General features: G+C 69.5%; 12 protein-coding genes and 1 pseudogene. 4 read left to right on the top strand and 9 right to left on the bottom strand.

Features of this window, described 5'->3' with window-relative positions; genetic code table 11:
• Positions 1 to 58 precede the first annotated feature (58 nt).
• The 3 genes from HYG95_RS17845 to HYG95_RS17835 form a co-directional block, all read right to left on the bottom strand.
• On the bottom strand, positions 59 to 1,447 hold the full coding sequence (locus HYG95_RS17845) for a hypothetical protein (RefSeq protein WP_181699161.1): 1,389 nt from the start codon (positions 1,445 to 1,447) through the stop codon (positions 59 to 61).
• A 70-nt stretch (positions 1,448 to 1,517) separates the two neighbouring features.
• Entirely contained in the window at positions 1,518 to 2,525 is a 1,008-nt protein-coding gene (locus HYG95_RS17840; protein ID WP_220139551.1) for an ATP-binding protein, read from the bottom strand.
• A 14-nt stretch (positions 2,526 to 2,539) separates the two neighbouring features.
• Entirely contained in the window at positions 2,540 to 3,229 is a 690-nt protein-coding gene (locus tag HYG95_RS17835; RefSeq protein WP_181699156.1) for a response regulator transcription factor, read from the bottom strand.
• A 246-nt stretch (positions 3,230 to 3,475) separates the two neighbouring features.
• On the opposite strand from HYG95_RS17835, the gene HYG95_RS17830 reads away from it, so the two are divergent.
• Positions 3,476 to 4,423 carry a DMT family transporter gene (locus tag HYG95_RS17830; protein ID WP_181699154.1) on the top strand — a complete coding sequence of 316 codons (948 nt, stop codon included), beginning with the start codon at positions 3,476 to 3,478 and terminating at the stop codon, positions 4,421 to 4,423.
• On the opposite strand, the gene HYG95_RS17825 is transcribed toward HYG95_RS17830, so the two are convergent.
• Positions 4,384 to 5,064, bottom strand: a complete 681-nt coding sequence (locus HYG95_RS17825; RefSeq protein WP_067491967.1) for a TetR/AcrR family transcriptional regulator — start codon at positions 5,062 to 5,064, stop codon at positions 4,384 to 4,386. The two genes, HYG95_RS17830 and HYG95_RS17825, sit on opposite strands and share 40 nt — an antisense overlap.
• A gap of 144 nt (positions 5,065 to 5,208) precedes the next feature.
• Between HYG95_RS17825 and HYG95_RS17820 the strand changes: the two genes are divergently transcribed.
• Both HYG95_RS17820 and HYG95_RS17815 read left to right on the top strand, forming a co-directional pair.
• Entirely contained in the window at positions 5,209 to 6,783 is a 1,575-nt protein-coding gene (locus HYG95_RS17820; RefSeq protein WP_181699152.1) for a succinic semialdehyde dehydrogenase, read from the top strand.
• A 30-nt stretch (positions 6,784 to 6,813) separates the two neighbouring features.
• Positions 6,814 to 7,641 carry an SDR family NAD(P)-dependent oxidoreductase gene (locus HYG95_RS17815; RefSeq protein WP_181699150.1) on the top strand — a complete coding sequence of 276 codons (828 nt, stop codon included), beginning with the start codon at positions 6,814 to 6,816 and terminating at the stop codon, positions 7,639 to 7,641.
• Positions 7,642 to 7,695: 54 nt separating this feature from the next.
• Here HYG95_RS17815 and HYG95_RS17810 read toward each other — a convergent pair whose 3' ends face one another.
• Both HYG95_RS17810 and HYG95_RS17805 read right to left on the bottom strand, forming a co-directional pair.
• Positions 7,696 to 8,493: a putative protein N(5)-glutamine methyltransferase gene (locus HYG95_RS17810; protein WP_181699148.1), complete on the bottom strand. Its 798-nt coding sequence runs from the start codon at positions 8,491 to 8,493 to the stop codon at positions 7,696 to 7,698.
• Positions 8,494 to 8,902: 409 nt separating this feature from the next.
• Positions 8,903 to 9,775: a YdcF family protein gene (locus HYG95_RS17805; RefSeq protein ID WP_225282325.1), complete on the bottom strand. Its 873-nt coding sequence runs from the start codon at positions 9,773 to 9,775 to the stop codon at positions 8,903 to 8,905.
• A gap of 164 nt (positions 9,776 to 9,939) precedes the next feature.
• Between HYG95_RS17805 and HYG95_RS17800 the strand changes: the two genes are divergently transcribed.
• Complete coding sequence (locus HYG95_RS17800; RefSeq protein WP_181699143.1) at positions 9,940 to 10,791, top strand: bifunctional 5,10-methylenetetrahydrofolate dehydrogenase/5,10-methenyltetrahydrofolate cyclohydrolase; 852 nt, start codon at positions 9,940 to 9,942, stop codon at positions 10,789 to 10,791.
• A gap of 13 nt (positions 10,792 to 10,804) precedes the next feature.
• Here HYG95_RS17800 and HYG95_RS17795 read toward each other — a convergent pair whose 3' ends face one another.
• The 3 genes and pseudogenes from HYG95_RS17795 to HYG95_RS17785 form a co-directional block, all read right to left on the bottom strand.
• Complete coding sequence (locus tag HYG95_RS17795; RefSeq protein WP_181699141.1) at positions 10,805 to 12,103, bottom strand: hypothetical protein; 1,299 nt, start codon at positions 12,101 to 12,103, stop codon at positions 10,805 to 10,807.
• Positions 12,104 to 12,214: 111 nt separating this feature from the next.
• Positions 12,215 to 12,625: pseudogene (locus HYG95_RS17790) on the bottom strand (L,D-transpeptidase); the annotation flags it as partial.
• Positions 12,626 to 12,828: 203 nt separating this feature from the next.
• Positions 12,829 to 13,488: a cyclodeaminase/cyclohydrolase family protein gene (locus HYG95_RS17785; protein WP_181699139.1), complete on the bottom strand. Its 660-nt coding sequence runs from the start codon at positions 13,486 to 13,488 to the stop codon at positions 12,829 to 12,831.
• Between the last annotated feature and the right edge of the window lie 56 nt (positions 13,489 to 13,544).

Below are 13,544 nucleotides of genomic sequence, written 5' to 3'. Positions count from 1 at the left end.
TCCTACTCAGCCGGTCACCTTTTCCTACACTCACACCACTCACACCGCGCTGTACCCCTCACGATTCGTCGGCAGCGTCATATGTGTATACGAGACAGCGTCCCGCACCAACGAAACCCGCACCGGCCCCGGCAATCCCGCTGTCCCCACCAGCAGCCACAACCTCAGGAGCCGTCACCCCACCCGCACCGGTTGCCGGACTCGCGGCGGCTGCCGGGTTCGGTGTGGCATTGATGCTCGGACTGACGCTTCCGCGCGGACTCGCACCGGATTCCGCACTCGCAATCGGGCCGGCGTCTGCGCTGTCACCCGGGCGCGTGCCCGCATTCGCACCGGCTCCCGCAGGAATCTCGGTGCTCGCGCGCGCGGCCGTGTTGGTGTCGGCCTCTGATTCCGCGGCTGCGCTCGTAGATGTATCCGGTCGTGCGCTGGGCGTCGCGGTGGCGGGCATCGAGGGCGTGATGGCCTTCGTCTGCTCGGTCGGGGAGTCGTGGGCGACTCGGGTGCCGGTCACGCTCGGTGCCGTCGTCGTGTCGGCGGCTGCCGCCGGCTTCTCGTCGCGATTCGCTGAACGGCCCTCGGGCGCAGCAGGAATTCGCTCCGACATTCGCGTGGTACTTCTGCGCGCCCGCTGGTCGACGGCCCAGAGGGCGGCGGTGATGGCGGTGCCGGTGAGGAGCCAGCCGATGCCGGGGCGGTCGGTGGGGATCACCGTGGCGCCGACGACGCCGACGAGCGCAGCGGCCGGAAGGACACCGGACGGGCGGGCGACGCGGCGCCAGCGCGGTGGGGTCGGGGGACGTGGTGGTGCTGCCGTGTGCCGGATGGGCGACATCGGTTCCACGGCGGCTGCCTGCCAGCCGGACGTCCAGGACGGGGGAGTAGAAGTGCCCGATGCCGACCGGTCGGCGGGAGACGTCGTCGGTGTCGTCGGCTTGGTCAGGGGGCCAGGTGGTCCGTTGGGCGCGGCCCTATCGGGTGCGGGGGTCGAATCGGACTGGACAGGTTCGCGCGCCTGGGCGGTGGTGTCAGCGCCGGAATCGGCAGTTGCAGTGTCCGAATCACCGGACTGCGCGGTATCGGACGGCTTATTGCCCTTCTGGGAGAGCAGCGCCGTGGTGGCGGCGGCCTGAGCGATGATCGCGGGGACAACAGAATTCGCGGTCGAATCGCCGGAATCGGCGCCGTGGTGCGTCGCCGCTCCGAGCCCGCTCTGCTCCTTCGCGCCGGGTGGGGCGGCATCGGGTGTCGCCTCGGATCGGCCGGTGTCCGGCCCGGCGATGGCGGCGGGGCCGGCCTCTGGGCTCGGCTCGACTCGGCCCTTGGGTGTGGCGGGTGCGGGAGAGTCTCCGCGATCCGCACCTGCCCCGGCAGAGCCCGCCGGATTCGCCGTGGCAGTGGGAAGTTCGTTGTCCTCACCGGAATGTTCCGTGGTCGATTTCGTCATGTTTCCCCTCGAAAATAGGTGTGCTCGTCCGCCCCCGTGACCAGTGGTCGGGGGTGGTGATGTGGGTGAGTCAGGAAGTGGGCAGGACTACCCGGATGCGCGAGCCGGGGTCGGCCACCGCGATCGTGCCGCCGTGCAGGTCGACGACCCAGCGGGCGATGGCGAGGCCGAGCCCGGTACCGCCGCCGTCGGTGCGCCCGCCCCGGGTGAAACGGTCGAAGACGGTGGCGCGGTCGGCTTCCGGGATGCCGGGGCCGTCGTCCTGGATCTCGAGGACCACCGTGTCGGCATCGGCGCGGGCGGTCACGCGCACCTCACCGCCTGCGGGCCCGTGCCGGGCGGCGTTGTCGAGGAGGTTGAACAGCACCTGGTGCAGCCGGGAGCGGTCACCGAGGACCACCGCGTCGGCCGGTTCGACCGTCGTGGTGAACCGCACCCCGCGACCCAGCGCGGCCGTCATCACCTCGGCCTCGGCAATGGCCTCTGTCAGAAGTGTTGCCAGCGGGAGGGTTTCGCGATCCAGGGGACTGGCCCCCGCTTCGATGCTCGACAGGTCGAGTAGTTCGGCGACGAGCAACCCGAGCCGTTCGGTCTGTGCCAGCGCGGTGCGCAGGGTGGCCGGGTCGGGGTCGCTCACCCCGTCGACGATGTTCTCGAGTACGGCGTGCAGCGCGGTGACCGGTGTGCGTAATTCGTGCGACACATTCGCGATGAGATCGCGGCGCTGCCGGTCGGCGGCGGCCAGATCGGCGGCCATCTGGTTGAACGCGGTCGCCAGCTGGCCCACTTCGTCCCGCGACGACGCCCGCACCCGGAAACTGTAGTCGCCCTGGGCCATTCGCCGGGCCGCCGCCGTCATCTCGCGCAGCGGCCGGGTGATGCCGTGCGCGAGGATCTGCGAGGTGACCAACGCGATGAACATGGCGGTCAGGGTGGTGAACGTCGGCAACCAGCCGATCCGGAACCAGAAGTAGGCGAACGCCACCGCACCCGAACACACCATCAGCACAGCGAGTTTGAGCTTGATCGAGCGCAGTGGGTCGAGCGGGCGAGGCAACCGGTCGGCGATCCGGTCCAGTGCGGTCGGCACGCTCATCGCGCGTCCAAGGCGTAGCCGACACCGTGCACGGTGCGGATGAGGTCGGCACCGAGCTTGCGCCGCAACGCTTTCACATGCGAATCCACCGCCCGGGTGCCCGCCGCGTCCGACCAGTCCCAGATGTCCTCGAGCAACCGCTCCCTGGCCAGCACCGCACGCGGCCGCTGCGCCAACCGGGTGAGCAGATCGAATTCCAGTGGGGTGAGCCGTGCTTCGGCCTCGCCCCGCCACACCCGGCGCTCGGCGAGATCGATCCGCAGATCACCGACGACGATGCTGCTGTCGCCGCGTTCGGTGGCCCGGTCCACCCGCCGCAGCAGCGCGTGCACCCGGGCGGCCAGCACCCGCATGGAGAACGGTTTGGTCAGATAGTCGTCGGCACCGACACCGAGCCCGATCAGCTGGTCGGTCTCGTCGGTGCGCGCGGTGAGCATCAGCACCGGCACCGAACGCTCGGCCTGAATCCGCCGGCACACCTCGAGACCGTCGAAGCCGGGCAGCATCACATCGAGCACCACCAGATCCGGTTCCCCCGCCGCCGCGGCGGCCACTGCCGCCGGACCGTCGTGCGCCAGGTCGACGGTGAATCCCTCGGCGCGCAAACGCGCCGCCACCGACTCGGCGATCGTCACCTCGTCGTCGACGACGAGGACCCGCCGCGCCGTACCCCCACTGAGTTCCATGCTGCGACCCTAGCGACCGGGTGTGGAGGGTTGCGTCGCCAAATGTGGAGATTGTGTGTGGAGTACCCTCGGCCGGGTGAACCCGCGTTTCCGCTGCACCCCGCCGCCCACCTCCTGAGCGAGGTGCCCCCCCCCGCGCGCCGCGCGGGTCGGCAGGCCCCCGCCGTCGGGTCGACGGCACAGCGGTTCCGCATGTCCGCACCTCGCTTCTCGCGACCACTCATTCCTTCTGTCGCAGGAGCTTTCATGTCTTCTCTTCTTGCCGGGCGAGCGTCCCGGCCCACCGCACTGCGCCGGGCAGGCATCACCGAACTCGTTCTCGCGGGCGTCCTGTGGGGGACCGGCGGACTGCTCGGCACCGTGGTCCAGCGCGGGACGGGACTGTCACCGGTTGCGGTCGCCGCTGTGCGGCTGGCGGTCGGCGGCCTGCTGCTGCTCGGGCTGTGCGTGCTCACCCGGCGCGCGATACCGCGCGGTGGACCAGCCTGGCGTCGCATCGCCGCGATCGCCCTGCTCGCGCCGGTTTTCCAGGGCTGCTATTTCGGTGCCGTGGCGCTGTCGTCGGTGAGCCTGGCGACCCTGCTCACCATCGGCATGTCCCCGGTGATCGTCGCCGGGCTCGAATACGTCACCGGCCGACAACGCCTCGATACAGGCCGCGCGGCAGGCATCGCCCTCGCACTCCTCGGCCTCGTCCTGCTCGTCGGAACTCCGGGTGCGGGCGGTTCCGGTGTGCTGTTCGGTGCGGCGCTCGCCGTCGCCGCGGCGTCGGCGTTCGCGCTGCTCACACTGGTCTCGGCGGCCGAGGTGCCGGGCCTGGACCCGGTGACCGCCACTGGAGTCGGATTCATTATCGGCGCGATTGTGCTCGCAGTCCCGGCCGTTCTCACCACACGAACCGTCGATCTCGCCCCCGGCTCGGTGGTGACGATTCTCGCGCTCGGACTGTTCCCCACCGCGATCGCATACACGCTGTACTTCCGCGGTCTCACCGGTGTCGGTGCGGGAACAGGCGCCCTGCTCGCCCTGCTCGAGCCACTCACCGGCACTCTGCTGGCGGTGCTGGTGCTCGCCGAACGCCTGTCGCCGATGGGCTGGCTCGGTGCGGCATTGCTGTCGGTCGCGCTCGTCGCGGCGAGCCGCCCGCAGCGTACTCAGGAATCCGGGAACAGACCGGGCAGTTCCATCGCGTAGGCGAGGTCGTCGCGGGTGCCGAGGGTGACCAGCAGGATGCGGATCATGGTCACCCTCGCCTCCGACACCAGGATCGGGTCAGGATCGCTGCCCGGCTCGGCATCGGCCGTGAGCCGGTAGACGACGTATTCGCACACATGTAGCGCCGCGTCCAGATCGAGCGGCGCGGGCACCGTACGGCCGAGCTCGCCGAACGTCTTGCGCACCAGATCGCGGATGTCGTCGAGCGCGCGTTCCCGATAGGCCGACACCGGCGAACCCGGATCGTGCAACTCGGCGAACAACGGCCGCAGCATCGCACCGTGCCCACGCGCCCAGTCCACATAGGCGTCGATGAGCCGGATGCCCAACTGCACCGGCTCGTCGGTCCCGGCCAGCGCCGCGCTGATCCCACCGACCAGCCCGTCGTTGCTCGCGTCGAGCACCGCGCGCAACGGTTCGGCGGCATTGCTGAAGTACCGGTAGAAGGTCGGGCGCGCCAGACCGGCCTGCTCGATGATCTGGGCGACACTCAACCCGCGCGAACCATTGCGCGCGAACACCGCCGCGGTCGCCTCGACGATCCGGGCGCGCACTTCCTCGGCCTGCTCCTGGGTCTGCGGTGGCCTACCGCGACGCACCGACGTCGCCTCCTCGGTCATCGCACCTCCACTCCGTCGGCGAACTCGCTGCCGAAAGCTTGACACGAACCCGGGCCCACGCATTAATCTAACACCAGTGTTCAGCAAATAGCCGAATATCCGCGCCTGCACCGCGCGACCACCTGGTGAGGAGAAGGGCCGACAATGACGACCGCCCCCGAATTGACCGCCGAACCGACCGCGCTGCCGAAAACGCTGGTCAAGCCTCTGTTCGACCGGGCCGTCGCCGGTGGCGCACCGTCGGTCGAGGTCTTCGCTCCCGCTACCGGCCACAAGATCGGTGACCTGCCCCAGTCCTCGATCGCCGATATCGACCGCGCGTTCGCCGTCGCCCGGCACGCGCAGCGCGACTGGGCCAAGGTGCCGGTCAAGCAGCGCGTCGAGATCATCCGCCGCTTTCACGACATCGTGCTCGCCGAGCAGGAGACGGTGCTCGACATCGTGCAGACCGAGACGGGCAAGTCGCGCCCGCACGCCTTCGACGAGGTCGCCGACGTCGCGCTGAACTCGCGCTACTACGCCGCCGTCGCCCCCAAACTGCTGGCCGACCGCAAGCCGCGCGGTGTGCTCCCGGTGCTCACCGCCGTCGACGTGCACAACCGCCCCAAGGGCGTCGTCGCGGTCATCTCGCCGTGGAACTACCCCCTCGCGTTGTCGGCCTCCGACGCCCTGCCCGCCCTGATCGCGGGCAACGCGGTGATCGCGCGCCCCGACAACCAGACCGCGCTGTCGGCCCTGTGGGCCATCGACGCCGCCGAGCGCGCGGGTCTGCCGCGCGGGCTGTGGCAGGCGGTGCTCGGGCGCGGCCGCGAGATCGGTGGCGACGTGATCGCGCGCGCCGACTACGTCGACTACACCGGTTCCAGCGCCACCGGCCGCACCATCGCCCAGCAGGCGGGTGAACGCCTGATCGGCTACTCGCTCGAGCTCGGCGGCAAGAACCCGCTGCTCGTCCTCGCCGACGCCGACGTGTCCAAGGCCGCGAAAGTGGCTGTGCGCGCGTGCTTCTCCTCGGCCGGTCAGCTGTGCGAGTCGATGGAACGCATCTACGTCGACGCCTCGGTCTACGACCAGTTCGTCGCCGAATTCGTCGGCAACGTCAAGAACATGTCGCTCGGCGGCGAACTCGACTACAGCCGCGACATGGGTTCGCTGACCTTCCAGCGTCAGCTCGACACCGTCACCGCCCACGTGGACGACGCGGTCGCCAAGGGCGCCAAGGTCCTCGCCGGCGGCCGCCCCCGCCCCGACCTCGGCCCCTACTTCTACGAGCCGACCGTGCTCGTGGACGTGGCCCCCGGCATGACGGTCTACCGCGAGGAGACCTTCGGTCCGGTCGTCTCGGTCTACAAGGTGAACTCCGATGAAGACGCCATCGAGGCGGCCAACGACACCGCCTACGGCCTGAACGCCAGCGTGTGGAGCCGTGACGTGGACCGGGCCCGCGAGGTCGCGGCACGGATCAACGCCGGATCGGTGAACGTCAACGACGGCTTCGCCGCCGCCTGGGGCAGCATCGACGCACCCTCGGGTGGTCTCGGGATCTCGGGTCAGGGCCGTCGCCACGGCCCCGAGGGCCTGCTGAAGTACGTCGACACCCAGACCGTCGCGGTGCAGCGCGTGCTGCCGATCGGGCCGCTGCCCGGTATGTCCGAGCAGCTGTGGGCCAAGACGATGACGCTGGTTCTCGGTGCCATGAAGACGCTGCGCCAGAAGTAGCGCGCACGAACGAGCAGGGGTAGGTAGCACATGAAGATGGAATCGGTCGCGGGCAAGCGGGTGCTGGTCACCGGCGCCGCCATGGGTCTTGGCAAGCTGTTCGCCGAGCACGCGGTGCGTGAGGGTGCCGACGCGGTGGTGCTGTGGGACATCAACGAGATCGCCTTGCGCGAGACCGCCGCACAGCTGTCCGCGCAGGGCGGCAAGGTGCATCAGTACGTGGTCGACGTGTCGTCGCAGGACTCCATCCGCGAGAACGGCGAGGCCGTCCGCAAGGAGATCGGCGGCATCGACATCCTGGTCAACAATGCCGGGATCGTGCGCGGCAACACCTACTTCTGGGAAACCGAGAACCGCGCCGACATCGACAAGACCATGGCGATCAACTCGCTGGCCCCGATGTACGTCACCCTCGAGTTCCTGCCCGGCATGGTGGCTGGTGCCGGTCAGGCCCGCATCCTCAACATCGCGTCCTCGGCCGGTCTGGTCGCCAACCCGCGCATGGCGGTGTACGCGGCGTCGAAGTGGGCGGCGCTCGGCTGGTCGGATTCGGTGCGGCTCGAGCTCGAGCAGGCCGGACACGACCACGTGAAGGTGACAACGGTCTGTCCCACCTACATCAACACCGGCATGTTCGACGGCGCCAAGGGCATCCTGTTCACCCCCATGCTCGAGCAGAACGACGTCGTCGACACCTCGTGGCGGGAGATGAAGAACGGTGGCGCCCTGGTGGTGCTGCCGTGGACCTCGCGGATGAACCGCGCGCTCACCGGTCTGCTGCCGATCAAGATCCGCGATCTGTACCTCAACGCGGTCGGCGTGTACCACTCGATGGACCACTTCACCGGACGTAAGTAGCCGTCGCGATGCCCCCGCCGACCCGATGGTCGGCGGGGGCATCGTTGTGTCTGCTCAGTCCCGGCGGGTGCCGATCACCACCGTGGCGTAGTACTCCTCGGAATGCTCGACCCGGGGCGCCAATCCGTGCTCGCGAAGCACGGCCAGCGCCGAATCCACCTGCCCCGTCCCGGTTTCCACGTATACCGAGCCGCCGGGTGCCAGCCAGTGCGCCGCCCCCGCGGCGACCCTGCGGAAGATCGCGAGACCGTCGTCGCCACCGTCCAGTGCGACGAGTGGCTCGTGCTCGCGCGCTTCGGGCGGCAGATCGGCGATGCGGGTGCTCGGCACGTACGGTGTGTTCGCGAGGAGTACGTCGACGCACCCGCGCAGTTCGGTGGGGAGCGCGTCGAAGAGGTCACCCTCGTACACGGGTGCGTCCAGCGGAGCGAGATTCTCGCGCGCACACGCCACCGCCACCGGATCGATATCCGCGGCGATCAACTCGACCGAACATCCACGCCCGGTCAGTTCCGTGGCAGCCGTTAGCCCGAGTGCCCCACAACCGCAACACAGATCGACGACACGAACCGACTCCGCCGCCACATCCCGCAGCGCCTGCTCGACCAGGAACGCAGTCCGCTGACGCGGCACGAACACCCCCGCCCGCACCCCGACCCGCATCCCACGAAACTCCACCCACCCCAACAGATATTCGAGCGGCACCCCCGAAACCCGCTGCGCCACCAGCTCATCGAGCCGCGCCGAATCAGCAGCCGCCGCCTCGATCAGCAACGCGCCCTCCTCTTCGGCGAACACACATCCCGCCCGCCGCAAAGCAGCAACTACATCAACAGACCCGGTAATACCCATCCGCCGATTGTGCCCGCCCCAAAAACCAGCTGCGAATCCCCCCAATCCACCATGTCAGCATTCCGGTCACACGGCACTACTCGAGTGCGCCACCTACCGCACTCCCAGGACACGGCGCCACTCGAGTCCGCCACCTACCGCACACCCAGCTACACGGCACTACTCGAGTCCGCCATGACCGCATTCCCAGCCCCGCACGACCCGACCTCGAGGAGGGTCCGCCGCGAAGCGGCGTAGCGGCCCGGCCGCGAGTTAGCCGCCGGTGCGCATGCGCGAAGCGCGAGCACCGGTGGCTAACTCGCGGCCCTCCAGGGGCCGCGCTCGAGCGCGCCAGCGCTCCAAAAATACAGCCCAATACCTCCGTGGTGCACAAAACACCAAGGTGGTTTCGTACGCCTCGATCAGCCTGTCAGCGCGAACTGTCGAGCTCGAACGTCCGCGTCGCGTCGAGATAGATCCCGCGCTGAGCACCACGGTCAGGCGGCGGCAGCTGCGAGACCAACTGCTCCAACGACGTCATAGCCCCCACCACATTCGTTCCCGCGACAATGAAGTCCGCGACCGCCCGCCGGATATGGTTGGGCGAGGTCACCACCACCGCACTGTTCGCGCCGAGATCGCGCAGCAGCTTCGTACTGAACAGTGCGTTCTGCACCGTCGACCCGGCCCGGTCCTCGACATGGATCCGATCGGCGGGCAACCCACGCCCGATCAACCACCGCCGCATCGCCTCGGCCTCGGAGATCCCGTTCTGCGGGTTGCCGCCGGTGACGACGACCGGCGAGAACGGCGCCGCGACGGCCTGCAACCAGGCGGCCGTGAGCCGGTTCTCCAGTTCCGGGCGCAGCGCACCGTCGGGCAGCAGACCGTACCCGAGCACGACGATGCCGGTCTGGGGACCGATGAGGGAGGGGAGCGGATTGGGCAGCGTCGACACCGCGGCGGTCACCGCGTGCAGCACCCGCTGCGTCCCCGCCGCCATCGCGGGATCGAGACTGCCCAATCGCTGCATCGCCTCGTTCACCGCCGCCGCGTCGCCGGCGTGATGCGACCAGATGGCGTGCAGGGCAAGAGCTTCGGCATCACCGGGGTCGGCGCTGATGAGGGCGCGCAGGTCGGCGCGCCCGGCGTCGAGGTCGCCGTCGGTGAAATGCCGCTGAGCCGAGTTGTAGAGGGCTGTCACGTCCGCTTCGGCGGCGGCGGGGCCGACCGTGGCACTCGTGACCGCCGCGACCGCGGCGACCGCTGCGGCGAGCTGTTTCCATTGCCTCGAGATCTTCACGACAGTCGCGACCTTCCGGGTGGCGTACATGCGGGCAGAGCTGATGGCAGAGCTGCCGGACACCCTACGACCGGTGCCGGTCCGGTCCGGGTAACCCGCCGTCGGCAGGCGCGTCGCGGCCCGGCGCTTCGGGGTGCACCCGGTGGCCGATAGGCTGACCAACCGTGGATACCGCTTCGCTGACCGGCAAGGAACTCGCCGCCGCCATCAACGCCGACTCGAAACAGCGCGCCGCCGCGCTCACCGACGCGGGCACCGCGCCCACGTTGGCGCTGGTCGTCGCCAACGACGACCCGGCCAGTGCCTGGTACGTGAACTCCCTGCGCAAGGCCGCCGAACGGCTCGGCATCGCCTGCGAGAAGATCGATCTGGGCGCCGACGCGACCGCCGAGCAGATCCGCGCGGAACTCGATGCCCGCAGCGCCGACCCGGCCACCGACGCGATCATGCTGCAGACCCCGCTGCCCGCCGGCGTCAGCCTCGACGACGTGAGCTCCGCGATCGCCGCGAGCAAGGACGTCGACGGTGTGAGCCCGCTGTCACTCGGCCTGCTCGCCTCCGGCCTCGACGGATTCGTCCCCGCCACCTCCGAGGCGGTCGTGGAGCTGCTGAAGCATCACTCGATCGCGTTGCAGGGCAAGCTCGTCACCGTGGTCGGCCGCTCCAATATCGTCGGCAAGCCGCTCGCACAGCTGCTGCTCGCCGAGAACGCCACCGTCACGGTCGCGCACTCGCGCACCACCGACCTGGCCGCCGTGACCACCGCCGCCGACATCGTGGTCGCGGCCGCGGGCCGGATCGGCCTGGTCACCGGCAAGCACATCCGTGAGGGCGCCGTGGTGATCGACGTGGGCACCAACGAGGCAACCGACGGTGGCATCGTCGGCGATGTCGACGCCGCCTCGGTCGACGGCAAGGCCGCCGCCCTGAGCCCCGTGCCCGGTGGCGTCGGCCCGGTGACCACCGCGCTGCTCATGCGGCACGTGGTGGTCGCGGCCGAGAAGGCAAGGGCCTGAACACTTTCCGGAGCTAGCGGACCGGCCCGATCGAGGTGATCAGCGTTTTGGCGCCCACCTTGGTCGTGCCGACCAGCTGCGGGTTGTAGACGATCGGCACCTCGTCGGGCCGGTACTCGGTGATCGTCACGAAGTACTGTCCGGCGAACGCGCCCGGCGTGATGTCGAGGCAGTGCGTGGTGCCGACCGGAATGGTGTCGATGCCCGACTGGATCTGCGCGCCCGTGGGCAGCGCGGCGTCACCGGCCACCAGCGTGCGCGCCTGATCGCCGGACCGCGCGACATAGTAGGCGTGCTGGAAGGCCATGATGGCCGATACTCCGCTGTCGGTTCCGCCGGGACCGTTGCCGCGCACGAGGCTGCCGACCTGTTCGGACGGGCAGTGCCCGACGGCGGGTGCGGGCGCGGCGACGGTGGACAGCGTGGTGCTCGCCGACGTGGAAGCCGGTGCGGGACCACCGAATTGGAAGTACCCGACGCCGATGAGAACCGCCCCGGCCACCGAGGCGGCCAGCGGAGCCACCCACCGGGGTGTGCGCCTGCGCTTGGACCGGTCGATCATCCGCGCGAAGACCTCGTCGTCACCGTTGTAGTCCGGTGCCGGACGCGGCTCCCACTCCGCCGTGTACCGATCCGCCCAGCCGTCTCCCGTGCGCGCCGGGGCAGCGGGAGCTTCGGTCGGTGCTGTCGCCGCTTCCTGCCGGACCGGCGTGGGCGCCGCCGGTTCGGTCCAGGCCGATTCCGGCGCGGGCCGAGCCGATCCGGACCATGTCGATTCCTGTGGAGTCGATCCCGGTCGAGCCGATCGATGTCGCCCGGGTTCGGGGACCGATTCGGGTCGCTCCGATTCCGGCCGAGCGGTTTCCGGTCGAGCCGAGTCGAACCACGACGACGCGGGCCACGTCGATGCCGATCGGGCCGAAGTGGACGACTCCCATTCGCCCTGCGCGTCAGCCGGTTCCGGCGCGGGGGAGCCGGCGCCGACGATGGGCAGCTTGTCGGTATCGGGCCCGTTGTTCGGCAAGATGAACGGCGTATCTACCTGTCCCGCACCGGGATCCATCGGCCCACCCACGATCGGGAGCCTATCGGTGGCAAAGGCGTCGCGCACGGGCACCGGAGCCGACAGCGAGACGACCGGGATACCCGCGGGCGTGGTCGGCCCACCCTCTATCCGGTGCCGGGCACCGGTTCCCGAGGTGCCTGCCTCGCGGCTGCGGCGCCGTGGCAGGGCACCTCGGAGCGGAACACCAGCCGATCCCGGGTCCTGCTGTCGAGCCCCGATCGGTCTGCGCGCTTCCGGTCGATCCATCGCCCCACCTTCATCAGGCATCCGCCGTCAGGGAATGTCCCGCAACGATTTCATTACGGGCACGATACTGCCCTGACGCCGTGTTCGCCGAATGCGCGGGCGACGAGCGCGTCACCAGTGGATATAGACCTGGTCGCCGATGCCGACGTTCTCGTAGTACCAGGCGGCGTTCTCGGGCGAGAGATTGATGCAGCCGTGGCTCACGTTGGCGTTACCCTGCGAGTCCACCGACCACGGTGCCGAGTGCACCATCACGCCACCCCAGGTCAGGCGCACGGCGTACTCACCGTCGATGATGTAGCCCTCCGGGTCGTCGAGCGGGATACCGATGGTGCGCGAATCGAACACCACCGCCCGATCCTTCTCCAGCACACTGAAGGTGCCGGTGGGTGTCTCGAAACCGGGTTTGCCCATGGAGGCGGGCATCACGCGTGTCTCGCCGTTCGCGGTCACCGTGAAGGTGTGGTTGGACAGGTCCGCTTCGGCATAGGTTCCGCCACCGTACTGGGTGCGCTGGTCCCCGATCAGGTCCGCGGACGCGGCTCCCGACCAGGACGCGGCCAGTAGTGCCGCCATGATCGCGACGAACAGAAAACGAAGTGCGTTTCTCATAAACGCCACCCCTTCGGTCACTCGTAGGCGTCTCCCGAGTCTAGGCGTCCATGATCAACTGGACCTCTCGAAGTGGTAACGGCCTACGGGTCGATCGGAGTGTCGGCTTGTGCTCAGCCGCGCACGACGTGCAGGACCTGGGCATGCAGGGCGTCGGCGCGTGCGGCGATGGTCTCCACCCGCACCAGTGCCGCTGCGAAATCGTCACCCAGTGCGGCGGGCAGCGAGGCCACATTGATCTCGATATTGAGCTGCGAACTCTGCGCGGCGGCGCGGGCGGCGTCGGCGGCGGCCCCGATGTCGGTGACCACGTTCGGGTTGCCGATCGGCAGCAGTTCCCCTGCGAGGGAAAGGATCTCGTCGGCCTCGTCGACCACGGCGGCGGGCACCCGGGCGGCCTCGACCAGGGCGGCATTGATCGCGGCGGTGCGCTCGGCGACCTGATCGTCGGTGTCCTTGGGCAGCTTGTAGGCGGCGCCGACGGCGGTGAACGCGGCCGCGTCGGCATCGGCCAGCGCCAGCGAGCGGGCGCGGGCGGCGTCGGCGGCCTCGATGATCCGGTCGATCACCGGCCGGTTCTCGGCGTCCTTGGCCCGGGTGGTGTAGCGCGCGACCATCGCGACCAGCGCCGCGGCCTGGGCCACGTGCAGGGCGGCCACCGCGCCACCGCCGGGGGCGGGCACCTTGGCGGCCAGCTCCGACAGGTAGTGCTCCAGGGTCACGTCACCGAAGGAGGGTGCGGTCTGCTGGGGTGACACGGTGGGCTGCGACACGACGGAGTGGCCTTTCGACGAGGATTGCTTCACCCTCAACGCTACCGCGTGCCCAC

This window comes from Nocardia sp. GTS18, from assembly GCF_013839555.1.
GTDB lineage: Bacteria > Actinomycetota > Actinomycetes > Mycobacteriales > Mycobacteriaceae > Nocardia > Nocardia rosealba.
This window is presented reverse-complemented; position numbering and strand designations above follow the sequence as displayed.

Coding starts and splice junctions, on each gene's coding strand:
- HYG95_RS17810 (WP_181699148.1), bottom strand. CDS start 8,493: ATGGGTATTACCGGGTCTGTTGATGTAGTTGCTGCTTTGCGGCGGGCG.
- HYG95_RS17835 (WP_181699156.1), bottom strand. CDS start 3,229: ATGGAACTCAGTGGGGGTACGGCGCGGCGGGTCCTCGTCGTCGACGAC.
- HYG95_RS17815 (WP_181699150.1), top strand. CDS start 6,814: ATGAAGATGGAATCGGTCGCGGGCAAGCGGGTGCTGGTCACCGGCGCC.
- HYG95_RS17820 (WP_181699152.1), top strand. CDS start 5,209: ATGACGACCGCCCCCGAATTGACCGCCGAACCGACCGCGCTGCCGAAA.
- HYG95_RS17830 (WP_181699154.1), top strand. CDS start 3,476: ATGTCTTCTCTTCTTGCCGGGCGAGCGTCCCGGCCCACCGCACTGCGC.
- HYG95_RS17795 (WP_181699141.1), bottom strand. CDS start 12,103: ATGGATCGACCGGAAGCGCGCAGACCGATCGGGGCTCGACAGCAGGAC.
- HYG95_RS17825 (WP_067491967.1), bottom strand. CDS start 5,064: ATGACCGAGGAGGCGACGTCGGTGCGTCGCGGTAGGCCACCGCAGACC.
- HYG95_RS17845 (WP_181699161.1), bottom strand. CDS start 1,447: ATGACGAAATCGACCACGGAACATTCCGGTGAGGACAACGAACTTCCC.